This window comes from Cellulosimicrobium cellulans (assembly GCF_001722485.1).
Taxonomy (GTDB): domain Bacteria; phylum Actinomycetota; class Actinomycetes; order Actinomycetales; family Cellulomonadaceae; genus Cellulosimicrobium; species Cellulosimicrobium cellulans_A.
Map to the genome: position 1 here is coordinate 1 of NZ_LWGL01000011.1, position 14,871 is coordinate 14,871.

Below are 14,871 nucleotides of genomic sequence, written 5' to 3' on the forward strand. Positions count from 1 at the left end.
CGGCCCGGACCGCCGCCGACGCGGTCGGCAGCGCGGTCGACGCCTGGCACGCCGCGCGCGACGAGGCGGCCCCGGTGACGCGCATGGCGGCGCTCGCGTCCGGCACCGGCAGCGACAACGCCCACGCGCTGTCGCTCGCGACGTTCGTCCTCGTCCAGCGGTTCGAGGACGTCGTGGCCGCCGCGAACGAGCGCCTCGCCGAGATGTCGTCCGGCCGCTACGAGCTCGTGCGCAGCACGACGCGCGAGGACGTGCGGTCGCGCCGCACCGGGCTCGCGATGAAGGTGCTCGACCACGTCACCGAGCGGGCGCGCGACCCGCGGACCCTCTCGGGCGGGGAGACGTTCTACGTGTCGCTGTGCCTCGCGCTCGGCCTCGCGGACGTCGTGACCGCCGAGGCGGGCGGCGTCGAGCTCGGGACGCTGTTCGTCGACGAGGGCTTCGGCAGCCTCGACGCCGAGACCCTCGAGGTGGTCCTCGGCGCGCTGGGCCGGCTGCGCCGCGGCGGGCGCGTCGTCGGCGTGGTGTCGCACGTCGAGGCGCTCAAGCAGGCGGTCGCCGAGCGCGTCGAGGTGCGCCCGCGCGCCGGAGGCGGGAGCACGCTCGCCGTGCGAGCGTGAGAGGAGCGCGGGGGATCCGGCCGGGCGAGGAGGCGGGGACGTGGACGAGCAGCGCGGCGGCGCGCGGAGCCGCGACGGGGAGCGGGCCCGGCGGCTGCGCGGCCGGTGGGACCGGGAGTCGCGCCGCTACGACCGCGAGATGACGGTCGCCGAGCGCCGGCTGTTCCCCGGCGTCCGGCAGCAGGTCTGCGGTCTTGCCGAGGGCCGCACGCTCGAGGTCGCGATCGGCACGGGGCTCAACCTCCCGCACTACCCCGCGGCGGTCGTGGCGGCAGGGCTCACCGGCGTCGAGTGGAGCCCCGGCATGCTCGGCCACGCGCGGCGCCGCGCGGCCGAGCTCGGTCTCGACGTCGACCTGCGGCTCGGCGACGCGCAGGCGCTCGACCTGCCCGACGGCGCGTTCGACACCGTCGTGAGCACGCTGTCGATGTGCACGATCCCCGACCACGAGGCGGCGCTCGCCGAGATGGTCCGCGTGGCGCGGCCGGGCGGCCTCGTGCTGCTCGCGGACCACGTCGCCTCGTCCTTCCTGCCGCTGCGGCTCGCGCAGTCCGCGGTGGACCTCGTGACCGGTCCGCTCCTCGGCGAGTACTTCGCCCGCCGGCCCATGCGCTGGGTGCAGGCGCACGGGCTCGCCGTCGAGCGGCACGAGCGGACCCGGCTCGGCGTCATCGAGAGGCTGGCGGCGCGCACACCCGCTCGATCAGCTCCCTGACGGCCCAGCGCACCGCGTCCGGGCCACCGTGGCCGTCGCTGTCACCGTCGTCGCCCGGCGCCTCGCCCTCCGGCGCCTCGACGTCCGCGCGCGCGGACTCGGCGGCGAGCGCCGCACGGTCGAACGCGGCCGAGAGCAGGAGCGTGAGCGCGTCCAGGCGCGCGTCGTCGGACGCACGGTCCCCGAGCGTTTCCTGCAGGCCCGCGCGAAGGGTCCGGCGCGCGTGGCGCGCGTCGACCGCGTCCGCCTCCGCGGCGCCGAGCACGGCCGGCGCGTCGAGGAGCAGCAGACGCGTGCGGCCGGGGACGGCCATGGCGTCGAGGTAGGCGGCCGCCCCGGCGACGAGCTGTCCGCGCGCGTCCTGCGCGCCGTCGGGCCCGTCCACCGGCGAGGCCGCGGCGCGTGCCTCGATCTCCGCCGCGACGGCCGCCGCCTCGCCCTCGACGACCGCGCGGAACAGGTCCTGCTTGTCGACGAAGTGGTGGTAGAGCGCCCCGCGCGTCACGCGGGCGGCGGCGGCGATCTGCGGCGTGGACGTCGCCGCGTACCCCTTCGTGACGAACAGCTCGCGCGCCGCGTCCACGAGCGCACCGCGCGTCGCGCGGGTCCGCTCCTCGTTGCTCCGCCGCCGTCGGGGCGCGTCAGGCTCTTGCATACCGACAGACTGTACGTCATGCTCAAAGAAACAGGCAGGCTGTATGTGAACAGCCAGAGGGCGACGCAGGCCGTCGCCGCGAGCAGAGAGGCACCGACATGCGCATCACGAGCTGGTACCCGGTGATCATGACCGGCGACGTCGCGGGGACCGCCGCCTTCTACGTCGAGCACCTCGACTTCCGGCCGCTGTTCACGAGCGACTGGTACGTCCACCTGCAGTCGGCGCACGACGAGACGGTGAACCTGGCCGTGCTCGACGGCGACCACGAGACGATCCCCGAGTCGGGGCGCGGCCGCGCCGGCGGGCTGCTGCTCAACCTCGAGGTGGAGGACGTCGACGCGGTGCACGATCGTCTGACGGCGGCGGGGCTGCCCGTGCTGCGGTCGTTGCGCGACGAGGCGTTCGGGCAGCGGCACTTCATCACGGCCGACCCGAACGGCGTGCTCATCGACGTCATCACGCCGATCCCGCCGACGGGCGAGTTCGTCGACCAGTACGAGGACGCCGCCCGCCCGACGGCCTGACCCGGCGCTCTCCCGCGCCGTCGGCCCGCCGTGTCACGAACCGCGCCCGGCGCCGTCCCTACCCGTCGAGCGGCGACGCTCCGGACGACCGGGGCTCGCGCTGTCAGGACCGCGGCCCTCACGACACAAGCAGCTCGGGGCCCGCACGGCGAAGGGGAGCAGCATGGCAGCAGCATCGTCCGCGTTCGAGCGCGAGCTGCGACGCATGGAGGTCATCGTGCGGCGCGAGCAGCTCCGCCTCGCGGGGCGCGTGGCACCGCGCGTGCTCGAGCGCCGTCGCTGGGCGGACGCGCCGCGCCGCCAGTCGCCCACCACCGCCGCCCGCTGATCCCGACACCGAGCGCTGCGTCTCCGACCGGGCGCTGCGTCCAGGGACGCATCGCTCACGCGCGGACGCATCGCTCACGCGCGGACGCATCGCTCACGCGCGGACGCATCGCTCACGCGCCGACGCATCGCTCACCCGTCGAGGCCGGCGAGCTCGCGGGCCCGCAGGAGCACGTCGTCGAGCATGTCCGGGGTGAGGCGCCCCGTGAAGGTGTTCTGCTGGCTGACGTGGAAGCACCCGAGGAGGGTGAGCGTCTGCTCGGCGGGTACGTCGTCGGCGCCGTCGGCGGCCGGTGCCCGACGCCGCAGCGTCACCTCGACGCCGTGCCCGAACCGCGGCCGGGGCCGTGGCACGTCCCAGCCCTGCTCGGCGAGCGTGGAGAGCAGCGCCTGCCAGCCGAAGCCGCCGAGCACGACGGCGACGCGCACGGTCGCGCCGAGGAGCTCGACCTCGCGCTCGAGGTAGGGCCCGCAGCGCCGCCGCTCCTCGGGCAGGGGCTTGTTGTCGGGCGGCGCGCAGCGCACGGGCGCGGTGACGCGGATGCCGGTGAGACGCAGGCCGTCGTCGGCGTGCACGGACGTCGCCTGGTTCGCGAGCCCGGTGCGGTGCATCGCCGCGAAGAGGAAGTCGCCGCTGCGGTCGCCGGTGAACATGCGGCCGGTCCGGTTGGCGCCGTGCGCGGCGGGCGCGAGGCCGACGACGAGGATCCCCGCGCGCTCGTCGCCGAAGCCCGGGACGGGACGCATCCAGTACGCGTCGTCGCGGAACGACGCGCGCTTGACCACGCCGACGTGCTTGCGCCACGCCACGAGCCGGGGGCACGCGCGGCACTCGACGAGGTGGGCGTCGAGCGCGGCGAGCGTCGGGGCGTCCCGGACGGCGCGGGGGTAGTCGGCGTCGTCGGGCGTCACCGTCCCATCCTGCACGGCCCCGCGGGGCCGTGCGACGCGACCTCCGCGGGGTCAGCCGGCGTAGACGATCTGCTGGACCGACCACCGGTTGCCGTCGGGGTCGGCGAAGAACGTGAACCGTCCCCACGGCATGTCCTCGACGGGTGACGCGTCGACGCCGTGCGCGACGAGGTGCTCGCGCGCGGCGTCGGCGTCGTCGACGACGAGCTGCAGCCCGTGCTGCGAGCCGGCGGGCATGTCGGTGAGGTTGAGGTCGAGCACCACCGAGCACGCCGATCCGGGCGGGGTGAGCTGCACGAAGCGCAGGGTGTCGCTCACGCGGTGGTCGTGGTCGGCGTGGAAGCCGACCTGGTCGACGTAGAACGCCTTGGCGCGGTCGACGTCGCTGACGGGGACGGGCACGAGCTCGAGCTTGAAGTCCATGGGTCGCTCCCGGGGTCCCGGCACGGCCGGGATGACCGCGCCGCCGCCCCTCATGGTGCTCCCGGCCGGCCCGCGCGTCCAGGGTCCGGACGCGCGGGCGGGCCGGCGAGGTGTCAGTCGACGGCGGTGAGCGCGTCCTCGGCGACCGCCCGGTCTGCCGCGTCGACGTCACGGGCGCGGTCGCCCCGGACGTCGCGCAGCGCGCCCCAGGTGGGCCGCACGGTGAGGAGCAGGACCCCGGCGACGACGACGACGCCGAACATGACGGCCGCCATCGTCACCGACGGCGTCCCGCCGAGCACGCCCGTGAGCGGGGCGATGACCGCGCCGACGCCGAACTGCAGCGCGCCCACGAGGGCCGCCGCGGACCCGGCGCGGTGCGCGTTGCGCTCGAGCGCGATGGCCGGCACGGACGGCATGACGAACCCCGCCGTGCCGAGCGTGAGGACGATGAGCACGACGAGCACGGGGAGCGCCGCGTCGGCGACCGCGGCCAGCAGCAGGGCGCCGGAGAGCACGAAGCCCGCGGCGATCGCCGCCTGGAGGATCGACGTCGCGCGCACGCGGCCGACGAGCGCGCCGTTGACCTGGCTGCCGGCCGTCACCGAGACGGCGCCCACGCCGAAGAGGATCGCGTACTCCTGCGCGGAGAGCGCGAACTGCTCCTGCAGCACGAACGTCGACGCGGAGATGTACGTGAACATCGCGGCCATGTAGAAGCCGGCGATGAGCGCGAGGCCGAGGAACGACCAGTCGCGCAGGAGGCTGCCGTACGAGCGCAGGGCCTGGCCCGTCCCGCCGGTGCGGCGCCGCTCGACCGGCAGCGACTCGCGCAGGCGCAGCGCCACGACCACCAGGAGCACGGCCCCGACCACCGCGAGCGCGACGAACATGAGACGCCACGAGCCGAGGTGCAGGAACTGCGCCCCGAGGGTCGGCGCGAGGATCGGCGCGACGCCGACGACGAGCATGAGTCGCGCGATGACCTTGCCGACGCGGTAGCCGTCGAACAGGTCGCGCACGATCGCCATCGACAGCACCATGCCCGCGGCGGCGGACAGGCCCTGCACGAACCGCAGCGCGGTGAGCAGCTCGACCGACCCGGCGACGACGATGCCCGCCGACGCGACGACGTACACGGCGAGCGACACGAGGAGGGGAGCGCGCCGGCCGACGGCGTCGGACACCGAGCCGACGAGCAGCTGGCCGAGCGCGAGGCCGGCGAGCGTCGCGGTGAGCGTGAGCTGCACGCGCGACTCGGTCGTCCCCAGCTCGTCGACGATCGCCGGGAAGGCCGAGAGGTACAGGTCGATGGTGAGCGGTCCGACCGCGGTGAGCGCGGACAGCAGGAGCACGAGCCCGGCGGGGATGCGCCCGTCGCGGGGGAGGGGCCCGGGGGTCCTGGGCGTCCCGGGCTCAGGCGCCGCGGGCGTCGCGGCGGGTGCGTCGGCGCTCGACGCAGGTGTGGACGACATGCGTACGGCAACCCGCGGCGGGGCGGCGCTGTTCCCGTACGCCGGACGCGATCGCATGCTGAGACGCGGACGCCGGACCTAGGGTGGGCGCATGAAGCGGCTCGTGGGATGGCTCGTGGCCCTGGTCGCGCTCGTGGCGGTCGCCGTGGTGGCGGACCGGGTCACGGTGCGGGCGGCCGAGAACGGCGCCGTCACGGCGTTCCAGGAGCAGGCGGACGACGTCTCGGGCGCGCGGCTCGACATCCGGGGCTTCCCGTTCCTCACCCAGCTCGCGGCGGGCGAGCTCGACCACGTGACCGGCTCGGCCGACACCGCGACGTTCGCCGGCTACGCCGTGTCCGACGTGCGCGTCGACGCGCGCGGGGTGAGCACGTCGGAGCCGTACACCATCGCGTCGGGGACGGCGTCGGGCGTCATCGCCGCGTCGTCGCTGCAGGAGGTCGTGCGCGAGCAGTCGGGGCTCGACGTCGAGCTGACCACCGACGGTGACGTGCTCGGCCTCGGCGTCGCGGTCCTCGGCCTCGGGCTCACCGTGGACGTCGTGCCCCGCGTGGCCGGCCCGGACTCCCTCGGCGTGGACGTGCAGGCCGTGCGGACGGGGCTCGGCGTCGTGTCCGTGGACGACCTGCCGTCCGGGGTCGCCGCGGCGCTGACGGGCCTGCGGATCCCGCTCGACCTGCCCGAGGGCGTCGTCCTCGAGTCCGTGGCCGTCGCCGCGGGCGGCGTGCGCGTCGGGGTCTCGGGCACGGACGTCGCCGCCGGGAGCCTGATCGCGTCGTGACCGCGGCCCTCACCGTGCGTCCGGACGCGTCACCAGGTGGATCACCGCCGCGGTGAGCACGACGACGCCCACGTAGACGGCCATCCCCACGGGAGCGGTGATCGCGAGCAGCGTGAGCGCCGCGTTGCCGACGAGGTGGAGCAGCACCGCGGCGGGGACGCCGCCGTGGAGCCGCTCGGTGACGAACCAGTACGCCGACGACATCGGCACCATCGCGGCGAGGAAGAGGGCCGTCTCGACGGGGCCGAGCGTCGACTGCCACGTGCCGTCGAGCAGGAACAGCGGCAGGTGCCACACCGACCACACGGCACCGAGCAGCGCCGACGCCGGGAGCGGGTCCAGCAGGCGGCGCAGGCGCGGCTGGGCGTACCCGCGCCAGCCGATCTCCTCGGACAGCGGCCCGGCGAGCAGCGACAGCAGCGCGAACGCGAGCAGGCCCCCGGACTCCGCGACCGCCCGCGCGGCGTCGCCGGCCACGTCGGCCTCCGGGCCGCCGAGCAGCGGTGCGACCAGCGCCGTCACGACGGCGGCGACCGCGCCGAGCCCGACGGCGGCCGGCAGCCAGCGCCCGACGGCACCCCACCGCGCGAGGCGGGGGCTGCGCCGGCCGGTCGCGGCGAGCACGAGGGCGGCGAGACTCGGGCCGCAGCCGCCGAGCGCGTAGAGCGCGAACGTCAGCGGGTCGTCGACGTCCCCGCCCACCGCGAGCGCCGCCGCCCACGGTCCCCAGCTCAGCCCGAACGCGAGCGCCCAGAAGACCGCGAGACCGCCGCGCGGTGGAGGTGCTCCCCGGGTCGTCGTGCGGGGCGCGGCGGCGGGGAGGCTGGCGGGCGGCGTCGTCGTCATGTCTCGATCCCACCGGCGACCCGCCGCGTGCGGAGCCCGGCCCGCCCCCGACCGCGGTAGGGCTGTCCCCCGTGCGCCCGCGCCCCCGCGCGTCCCGGCGTCGTGGCAGGGTGGTCCGATGACCACGCCGACGACGGGCCGACCGCGCCGCACGAGCGCCGCCAACTGGGCGGGCAACCTCACGTACGCGGCGACGGACGTGGTGCACCCGCGCACGCCCGAGGAGCTCGCCGGGACCGTGCGCACCGCGCCGCGCGTCAAGGCCCTCGGGTCGCGCCACTCGTTCGACGACGTCGCCGACACCACCGGCACCCACGTCGTGCTCGACGCCTACGACGACGGCCGTCCGCCCGTCGAGGTCGACCCGTCGACCGGCGTCGCGTCCGTCGCCGCGGGCCTGCGGTACGGCGACGTGACGCGCCACGTCCAGGCGGCCGGCCGGGCGCTCGCGAACCTCGCGTCGCTGCCGCACATCTCCGTCGCGGGGTCGGTCGCCACGGCGACCCACGGCTCGGGCGACGGCGTCGGGTCGCTGGCGAGCGCCGTCGTCGGGCTCGAGCTCGTCACGGGGGACGGCGAGCTGCGGACGCTGCGCCGGGGCGACGCGGACTTCCCCGGGGCCGTCGTGGCGCTCGGCGCGCTCGGCGTCGTCACGCGCGTCGAGCTCGAGACCGTGCCGACGTTCGACGTGCGCCAGGACGTGCACCTCGGGCTGCCGTGGGACGCCGTGACCGCGCACCTCGACGAGATCACCGCCTCCGCGTACTCGGTGAGCCTCTTCACCGACTGGGGTCCGGACGGCGTCCAGCAGGTCTGGCGCAAGACCCTCCTCGCGCCGGGGGAGCGGGGCGAGGAGCCGCCCGCCGACCTGTTCGGCGCCGCGCCCGCCCGGGAGCAGCGCCACCCGCTGCCCGGCGTCGACCCCGTCCACTGCACCGCCCAGCTCGGCCGGCCCGGGCCGTGGAACGAGCGGCTGCCGCACTTCCGCCTCGACTTCACGCCGAGCAACGGCGACGAGCTGCAGTCCGAGTACCTCGTGCCGCGCCGGCACGCGCTCGCCGCGGTCGAGGCGCTGCGCGCGCTCGGGCCCCGCATCGGCCCGCTGCTCCAGGTCGGCGAGATCCGCACGGTCGCCGCCGATCCCGAACCGCTGTGGCTCAGTCCCTTCGACGGTCCCACCGTCGGGTTCCACCTCACCTGGAAGCCGCTGCCCGACGACGTCGCGCGCCTCCTGCCCGACCTCGAGTCCGCGCTCGCAACCCTCGGCGCGCGCCCGCACTGGGGCAAGCTCTCGCACGCGGTCACGTCCACGGACCCGGCCCCGCTCGCCGCGGTCGCGGGGCGCTACCCGCGGCTCGCCGACTTCCGGGCGCTCGCGGACCGCTACGACCCGACGGGCCGGTTCCGCGGCGGGTTCGTCGAGCGGCTGCTGCGGATCTGACGCTCTCCGTTCGCACAGGTCAGCGCGCCTCGGTACGGTCGGGGTGAGGCCCGCCGTCGTGCTGCGACGTGCGCACGCGCGGGTGACCGACGGACGGCACGGAGGGTGGCGTGGCAGAGACGACCAGCGGGGGACGGGGCGCGGCGCCCGGCGCGCACCGACCGCGCGAGCAGTGGACGGGACAGGTCGGCTTCATCGTCGCGGCCATCGGTTCCGCGGTGGGGCTCGGCAACATCTGGCGCTTCCCGGGCGTCGCGTACGAGAACGGCGGCGGGGCGTTCCTCGTCCCCTACCTCGTGGCCCTGCTGACCGCGGGCATCCCGATCCTCTTCCTCGACTACGCGATCGGGCACCGCTTCCGCGGGTCCGCGCCCACGGCGTTCCGCCGTGTCTCGAGGCCGTTCGAGAGCCTCGGCTGGTTCCAGGTGATGATCTCGTTCGTCATCGCGGTGTACTACACCGCGGTGATCGCGTGGGCGCTGAGCTTCTTCGTCTACTCGTTCGACCTGCGCTGGGGCGACGACCCGGCCGGCTTCTTCACCGGGGACTACCTGCAGCTCGCCGACCCGGGCGTCTCGGTCGACGTCGTCCCGTCGGTCCTCGTCCCGCTGGTCGCGGTGTGGGTCGTGACGCTCGTCGTGCTCGCCGCCGGCGTGGCCAAGGGCGTGCAGCGGGCGAACATGGTCTTCCTGCCCCTGCTCGTCGCGGCGTTCCTCGTGCTCGTGGTGCGGGCGGTCTTCCTCGACGGCGCCGCGGAGGGCCTGGACGCGCTGTTCACGCCGGACTGGGCGGCGCTCGGCGACCCGAACGTGTGGATCGCCGCGTACAGCCAGATCTTCTTCTCGCTGTCCATCGCGTTCGGGATCATGGTCACGTACGCGTCCTACCGGAAGCGGCGCGCCAACCTCACGTCGCCCGGCCTCGTGGTCGCGTTCTCCAACTCGTCGTTCGAGATCCTCGCGGGGATCGGCGTGTTCGCGACCCTCGGGTTCCTCGCGGGCCGGCAGGGCGTCGGCGTCGGCGAGCTCGAGGGGATCTCCGGCCCGATCCTGTCGTTCGTCACGTTCCCGGCGATCGTCTCCGAGATGCCCGGCGGGCCGTTCTTCGGCGCGTTGTTCTTCCTCTCGCTCGCGATGGCGGGCTTCACGTCCCTGCTCTCGATCCTCCAGGTGGTGTCCGCCGGCTTCCAGGAGAAGTTCTCGTGGACCCCGCGGCAGGCGGCGGTCCGGGTGGGCGTCGTGTGCGCCGTCGTCTCCGTGGCGCTGTTCTCGACCACGACGGGCCTCATCGCGCTCGACACGGCCGACCAGTGGGCGAACAACATCGGCATCGTCGCGTCGGCCGTCCTCACGTGCGTGCTGGTCCTGTGGGTCCGGCGCCGCGGCTCGGAGCTGCAGTACCACCTCAACGCCGTCTCGACGTTCCGCGTCGGCGCGTGGTGGCAGGTGCTCGTCGCGCTGCTCGCGCCGCTCGTGCTCGGCTACATGCTCGTGTCGCGGATCGTCACGCTGCTCGTCGACGGCTACGAGGGCTACCCGGGCTGGTACCTCGCGCTCTTCGGCTGGGGCACGGTCGCCCTGATCGTGGTGGGCGCGCTCGTCCTCACGGCGCTGCGCTGGCGCCGCAGCCCCGACGACTTCACGCCCTGGCCGCCCTTCCCGCCCGGCCGGACGACGACTCGTACGCACGACGCGGAGGTGACCCGATGAGCACGGGCGCGATCATCGTCCTGGTCCTGGCGATCCTCGTCGTCTGGGGCGGGCTCGTGGCGAGCGCGCTCGCCCTGCGCGCGCACCCGGAGCGGACCGACTTCCCGCCCGGCGGCGACGACGACCACCGCGAGGACACGGCGCCCGCCGAGCGCGACACGTAGCGGGGGCCGGACGGTGCCGCGACGAGCGCCGACGGTCACGGTTCGGCATCGGACCACCTGGAGGTTTGGCGGGCGGAGCGTCCAGGCCGCACACTCTTCCCCTTGGTGCTGCGCACCGCCGGGTCCTCTGTTCCCCGTACGCCTCGCCGCGTAACACGACGGAGACGATCGGCCTCTACGCTGCCCCACCTGGCCCGAAACCGATCGGAGAACCCCCATGCGTACGACCTCGCGCAAGCTCCCCCTCGCAGGCCTCGTCGCGCTGACCGCGACGAGCGCGCTCGTCCTCACCGCGTGCACGGACGCGTCCCAGCAGTCCGGCTCCGGGGCGACCGGCGGCTCCGAGGAGACCTCCTCGGCCCTGCCGTCGTTCGACCCGTCGTCCGTCGAGGTGAACGAGGAGGCCGCCGCCCTGCTGCCCGAGGACGTCGCGTCCGCGGGCACGCTCACGGTCGGGTCGAACACCGAGTACGCCCCCGCGGAGTTCATCGCCGACGACGGCCGCACCCCGGTCGGCTTCGACATCGACGTCATCCACGCCGTCGGCGCGACCCTCGGACTCGACGTCGAGGTCCAGTCCGCCGACTTCCCGGCGATCATCCCCGCGCTCGGTACCAAGTACGACGCCGGCATCTCCTCGTTCACCATCACCGAGGAGCGCATGCAGGAGTCGAACATGATCTCCTTCCTCAACGCCGGCTCGGCCTACGCCGTGGCGTCGGGCAACCCGGACGACATCGACCCCGAGAGCCTGTGCGGCCTCACGGTCACCGTGCAGACCGGGACGATCCAGGACGAGGACATCGCCGTGCAGAGCAGCGAGTGCGAGGCCGCCGGCGAGGAGCCGATCGACGTCCTCCGCTACGACAACCAGGCCGACGCGACGACCAACCTCGTCGGCGGCAAGGCCCAGGTCATGTACGCGGACTCGCCGGTCGTCGGCTACGCCGTCGAGCAGACCGGCGGGAAGATCGAGCAGCTCGGCGACGTGTTCGACTCCGCGCCGCAGGGGATCGTCGTCGCGAAGGAGGACACCGAGCTCGCCGCGGCCATCCAGGCCGCCCTGCAGTCGCTCATGGACGACGGCACCCTCACCGAGGTCCTCGACGCGTGGGGCAGCGGCGACGCCGCGCTCGACACCGCGGAGATCAACCCCTCCGTCGGCTGACGCCGTCCGAACCCGACCACGAGGTGACCATGTCCGGACCCGACGCCGCCGACGACCCCGTGCCCGACCGCATCCACGCGGTCCCCGTCCCGCGGCCCGGCCGGTGGATCTCCGCCGTCGTGCTGCTCGTCCTCGCGGCGATGGCGGTGCACGGCCTCGTCACGAACGAGAACTTCCGCTGGGACGTCGTCTGGCTGTACCTGCGCGACGTCGTCGTGATCCGCGGCGTCGGCTGGACGCTCCTGCTCACGTTCGGGTCGATGGTCATCGCCATCGTGCTCGCGGTCGCGCTCGCCGTCATGCGGCGCTCGGACAACCCGGTCATGCGCTCGGTGAGCTGGGGGTACATCTGGTTCTTCCGCGGCACGCCGATCTACACCCAGCTCGTGTTCTGGGGCCTGCTCGCGGTGCTGTACCCCCGGCTCAGCCTCGGCATCCCGTTCGGGCCCGAGTTCTTCGAGTTCCGCACGCAGGACGTCATCACCGCGTTCTGGGCCGCGCTGCTCGGCCTCGCGCTCAACGAGGCGGCGTACCTCGCCGAGATCGTGCGCGCCGGGCTGGGCTCCGTCGACCGCGGCCAGACGGAGGCCGCGAAGGCGCTCGGCATGAAGGACTCGAAGATCCTCACGCGCGTGGTGCTGCCCCAGGCGATGCGGGTCATCGTGCCGCCGACGGGCAACGAGACGATCTCCATGCTCAAGACGACGTCCCTCGTCCTCGCCGTCCCGTTCACCCTCGACCTCACGTACGCGACCGGCGCGATCGGCAACCGCACGTTCCTGCCGATCCCGCTGCTCATCGTCGCCGCCCTGTGGTACCTGCTCATCACGAGCATCCTCATGGTCGGCCAGCACTACGTGGAGCGGTACTACGGGCGCGGCTTCGGCGACGGGTCCGACGGCGGCCGACGGCGCGGGCGCGGGCCGGGCGGGCGCGGCGGACGCCGCAGGCCCAACCGGCAGGACCTCATCGCCGCCTCGGGCACGACCAAGGACGACCCCTTCCTGGAGGTGACCCCGTGAGCGCGACCACGACGAAGGACCACCCCATGGTCCAGGTCCAGGGGCTGCACAAGATGTTCGGCGACCTGCACGTCCTCAAGGGCGTCGACCTCGAGGTGCCGCGCGGCTCCGTGTGCGTCGTGCTCGGGCCGTCCGGCTCGGGGAAGTCGACGCTCCTGCGATGCGTCAACGAGCTCGAGGAGATCACCGGCGGGCGCATCCTCGTCGACGGCGAGCTCATGGGCTACCGCGAGGTCGTGCGCAACGGGCGCTCCCGGCTGCACCGCCTACACCCCAAGGTCGTCGCGCGGCAGCGATCGCGCATCGGCATGGTGTTCCAGCGCTTCAACCTCTTCCCGCACATGACGGCGCTCGAGAACGTCATGGAGGCGCCCGTGCAGGTGCGCGGGCTGAGCAGGGCGCAGGCGCGCACGAGCGCGCTCGAGCTGCTCGACCGGGTGGGTCTCGGCGACCGCGCCGACCACTACCCGGCGCAGCTCTCGGGCGGTCAGCAGCAGCGCGTCGCGATCGCCCGCGCGCTCGCGATGGACCCCGAGCTCATGCTGTTCGACGAGCCGACGTCGGCGCTCGATCCCGAGCTCGTGGGCGAGGTGCTCGCCGTCATGCGCGACCTCGCGCGCTCCGGCATGACGATGATGGTCGTCACGCACGAGATCGGGTTCGCGCGCGAGGTCGCGGACACGGTCGTGTTCATGGACGAGGGCGTCATCGTCGAGCGCGGCACGCCCGAGCAGGTGCTGGGCGACCCCCGGGAGGACCGGACGAAGTCCTTCCTCGCGCACGTGCTGTAGCGCGTCGGCGTCCTCGCCGAGGACGGGGCGCTCCGGGCCGGTCCCGGGCCGGTCCCGGGCCGGTCCTGTGTCGGTCCCGGGGCGACGTCAGGAGGCGCGGCGGCGCGGCAGCACGGGGACGTCGGTCGACGGCTCGATCCGCGGGTCGAGGCCCGTGGGACGCGCCACGGTCACCAGCTCCCCGCTCAGCGCGCGCCCGAGGTGCACCAGCGGGAGCTGGTTCTCGTGCTCGGTCACGAGCTCGTCGTAGATGGGGGTGTCGCTCGGGGCGTTGCCGGTATCCGTCCTGCTCACGCCTCCCACTGTCGGCGACGGACGTGCCCGTCGCGACCGGAACATCGTGACGTGTCCGTGAGGCGAATGTGGACGAACGGTGAAGGACTCGCCCTCCGGTCAGCCCCGGTCAGCCCCAGCCCCAGTCGCCCCAGTCCCAGCCGCCCTCGTCCCTGCCGCCCTGGTCGCCACCGCTCTCGTCGCCGCCGCCCTGGTCGCCGCCCTGGTCGCCGCCGCCCTGGTCACCGCGGACGGGGCGGTCCTGCTGCTCCTCCTGCTCGCGCCGGTCCTGCTCGGCTGCCCGCTCGTCGAGCTCCTCGGTCCGCGACGCGAGCTCCTCCTCGGACTGCGTCACGGCCGCCTCGCGCGCGGCCAGGTCGGCGTGCGCGGCGTCGACCTCGGCGCGCTGCGCCTCCAGGTCCGCGCGCTCGGCCTCGAGCTGCTCGCGCTCGGCCGCGACCTCCTCCTGGACGCGCTGCGCCGCGGCGGTCGCCTCCTCGGCCTCGGCCTGCGCGGACAGCGTCAGACCGATGCCCACGAGGAGCCCGACGGCGACGCCCGCGAGCCCGATCACGGACGGCACGAGCCAGCGCCGGCGACGGGGCGCGTCCTCGGCGTCGTCGTCCGCCACCGGGAGCGAGAGCGGGCCGAGCACGGGCGCGGGGCGCGGTTCGGTGACCGGTGCCGGTGCCGGTGCCGGTGCCGGTGCCGATGCCGGTGCCGGTGCCGGGCCCGGGGCGAGGCTCGGCAGCACCATGGTGGAGCTCGTGACCGCGTGCGCCGGGTCGCCGCCGACCGGGACCGGTGCAGCTCCCTCGCGCCGGGAGCGCCGGCTGGGGACGCGCGTGACGGCCGGCGGCGGGGCCGGGACGGCGGGCGCGGCGTCGTCGTCCACCCAGAACACCCACCCGGCGGGCGGCGGCGGCCACGACGGGTCGGGGTGCCAGTCCGTCGTCGGCGTGAAGCCCGGCGGGACGGACCACCCGGGCGGCGGGACGAACCGGACGGCCATGGGGGACCTC

At 74.7% G+C, this 14,871-nt stretch carries 18 protein-coding genes; 11 read left to right on the forward strand and 7 right to left on the reverse strand.

Annotation, left to right across the window (positions count from 1 at the left end; genetic code table 11):
* On the forward strand, nt 1–620 hold a 620-nt coding region (locus JZ5iCDA_RS02565), incomplete at its 5' end, for an SbcC/MukB-like Walker B domain-containing protein (RefSeq protein WP_290438795.1).
* 40 nt (nt 621–660) lie between these two features.
* Nucleotides 661–1,335, forward strand: coding sequence for a class I SAM-dependent methyltransferase (locus tag JZ5iCDA_RS02570; protein ID WP_069385704.1), 675 nt, complete (start codon nt 661–663; stop codon nt 1,333–1,335).
* Here the strand turns inward: JZ5iCDA_RS02570 and JZ5iCDA_RS02575 are convergent.
* Nucleotides 1,289–1,990 (reverse strand): TetR/AcrR family transcriptional regulator, encoded by a 702-nt coding sequence (locus JZ5iCDA_RS02575; RefSeq protein ID WP_083259585.1) that lies wholly within the window; start codon nt 1,988–1,990, stop codon nt 1,289–1,291. The two genes, JZ5iCDA_RS02570 and JZ5iCDA_RS02575, sit on opposite strands and share 47 nt — an antisense overlap.
* A gap of 98 nt (nt 1,991–2,088) precedes the next feature.
* Between JZ5iCDA_RS02575 and JZ5iCDA_RS02580 the strand changes: the two genes are divergently transcribed.
* Together JZ5iCDA_RS02580 and JZ5iCDA_RS18710 are read left to right on the forward strand one after the other, a co-directional pair.
* Nucleotides 2,089–2,517, forward strand: coding sequence for a VOC family protein (locus JZ5iCDA_RS02580; protein ID WP_069385706.1), 429 nt, complete (start codon nt 2,089–2,091; stop codon nt 2,515–2,517).
* 163 nt (nt 2,518–2,680) lie between these two features.
* Nucleotides 2,681–2,845 (forward strand): hypothetical protein, encoded by a 165-nt coding sequence (locus tag JZ5iCDA_RS18710; RefSeq protein WP_171905273.1) that lies wholly within the window; start codon nt 2,681–2,683, stop codon nt 2,843–2,845.
* A 131-nt stretch (nt 2,846–2,976) separates the two neighbouring features.
* Here the strand turns inward: JZ5iCDA_RS18710 and JZ5iCDA_RS02585 are convergent, their stop codons facing one another.
* The 3 genes from JZ5iCDA_RS02585 to JZ5iCDA_RS02595 all read right to left on the reverse strand — a co-directional run bounded on the left by JZ5iCDA_RS02585 (nt 2,977) and on the right by JZ5iCDA_RS02595 (nt 5,654).
* Nucleotides 2,977–3,756 carry a uracil-DNA glycosylase gene (locus JZ5iCDA_RS02585; protein ID WP_069385707.1) on the reverse strand — a complete coding sequence of 260 codons (780 nt, stop codon included), beginning with the start codon at nt 3,754–3,756 and terminating at the stop codon, nt 2,977–2,979.
* Nucleotides 3,757–3,807: 51 nt separating this feature from the next.
* Nucleotides 3,808–4,179: a glyoxalase superfamily protein gene (locus JZ5iCDA_RS02590; RefSeq protein ID WP_069385708.1), complete on the reverse strand. Its 372-nt coding sequence runs from the start codon at nt 4,177–4,179 to the stop codon at nt 3,808–3,810.
* A gap of 113 nt (nt 4,180–4,292) precedes the next feature.
* Nucleotides 4,293–5,654 (reverse strand): multidrug effflux MFS transporter, encoded by a 1,362-nt coding sequence (locus JZ5iCDA_RS02595; RefSeq protein WP_083259586.1) that lies wholly within the window; start codon nt 5,652–5,654, stop codon nt 4,293–4,295.
* A 91-nt stretch (nt 5,655–5,745) separates the two neighbouring features.
* Here JZ5iCDA_RS02595 and JZ5iCDA_RS02600 point away from each other — a divergent pair, with 91 nt between their 5' ends.
* Nucleotides 5,746–6,435 (forward strand): LmeA family phospholipid-binding protein, encoded by a 690-nt coding sequence (locus JZ5iCDA_RS02600; RefSeq protein ID WP_069385709.1) that lies wholly within the window; start codon nt 5,746–5,748, stop codon nt 6,433–6,435.
* 9 nt (nt 6,436–6,444) lie between these two features.
* Here the strand turns inward: JZ5iCDA_RS02600 and JZ5iCDA_RS02605 are convergent, their stop codons facing one another.
* Nucleotides 6,445–7,281, reverse strand: a complete 837-nt coding sequence (locus JZ5iCDA_RS02605; RefSeq protein ID WP_069385710.1) for a CPBP family intramembrane glutamic endopeptidase — start codon at nt 7,279–7,281, stop codon at nt 6,445–6,447.
* Between the two features lie 118 nt (nt 7,282–7,399).
* Here JZ5iCDA_RS02605 and JZ5iCDA_RS02610 point away from each other — a divergent pair, with 118 nt between their 5' ends.
* From JZ5iCDA_RS02610 to JZ5iCDA_RS02630, 6 genes are all read left to right on the forward strand, one after another.
* On the forward strand, nt 7,400–8,722 hold the full coding sequence (locus tag JZ5iCDA_RS02610) for an FAD-binding protein (protein WP_069385711.1): 1,323 nt from the start codon (nt 7,400–7,402) through the stop codon (nt 8,720–8,722).
* A gap of 110 nt (nt 8,723–8,832) precedes the next feature.
* On the forward strand, nt 8,833–10,431 hold the full coding sequence (locus JZ5iCDA_RS02615; protein ID WP_069385712.1) for a sodium-dependent transporter: 1,599 nt from the start codon (nt 8,833–8,835) through the stop codon (nt 10,429–10,431).
* Entirely contained in the window at nt 10,428–10,595 is a 168-nt protein-coding gene (locus tag JZ5iCDA_RS17840; RefSeq protein ID WP_083259587.1) for a methionine/alanine import family NSS transporter small subunit, read from the forward strand. Before JZ5iCDA_RS02615 ends, JZ5iCDA_RS17840 begins: the two co-directional genes overlap by 4 nt.
* A gap of 217 nt (nt 10,596–10,812) precedes the next feature.
* A complete protein-coding gene (locus JZ5iCDA_RS02620; protein WP_069385713.1) occupies nt 10,813–11,763 on the forward strand; it encodes an ABC transporter substrate-binding protein in 951 nt (316 codons plus the stop codon).
* 29 nt (nt 11,764–11,792) lie between these two features.
* Nucleotides 11,793–12,785 (forward strand): amino acid ABC transporter permease, encoded by a 993-nt coding sequence (locus JZ5iCDA_RS02625; RefSeq protein ID WP_069385714.1) that lies wholly within the window; start codon nt 11,793–11,795, stop codon nt 12,783–12,785.
* Nucleotides 12,786–12,811: 26 nt separating this feature from the next.
* Entirely contained in the window at nt 12,812–13,576 is a 765-nt protein-coding gene (locus JZ5iCDA_RS02630; RefSeq protein ID WP_069385738.1) for an amino acid ABC transporter ATP-binding protein, read from the forward strand.
* 87 nt (nt 13,577–13,663) lie between these two features.
* Here JZ5iCDA_RS02630 and JZ5iCDA_RS02635 read toward each other — a convergent pair whose 3' ends face one another.
* Complete coding sequence (locus tag JZ5iCDA_RS02635) at nt 13,664–13,870, reverse strand: hypothetical protein (protein WP_069385715.1); 207 nt, start codon at nt 13,868–13,870, stop codon at nt 13,664–13,666.
* 109 nt (nt 13,871–13,979) lie between these two features.
* Nucleotides 13,980–14,861 carry a hypothetical protein gene (locus tag JZ5iCDA_RS02640; protein ID WP_069385716.1) on the reverse strand — a complete coding sequence of 294 codons (882 nt, stop codon included), beginning with the start codon at nt 14,859–14,861 and terminating at the stop codon, nt 13,980–13,982.
* Nucleotides 14,862–14,871 lie beyond the last annotated feature (10 nt).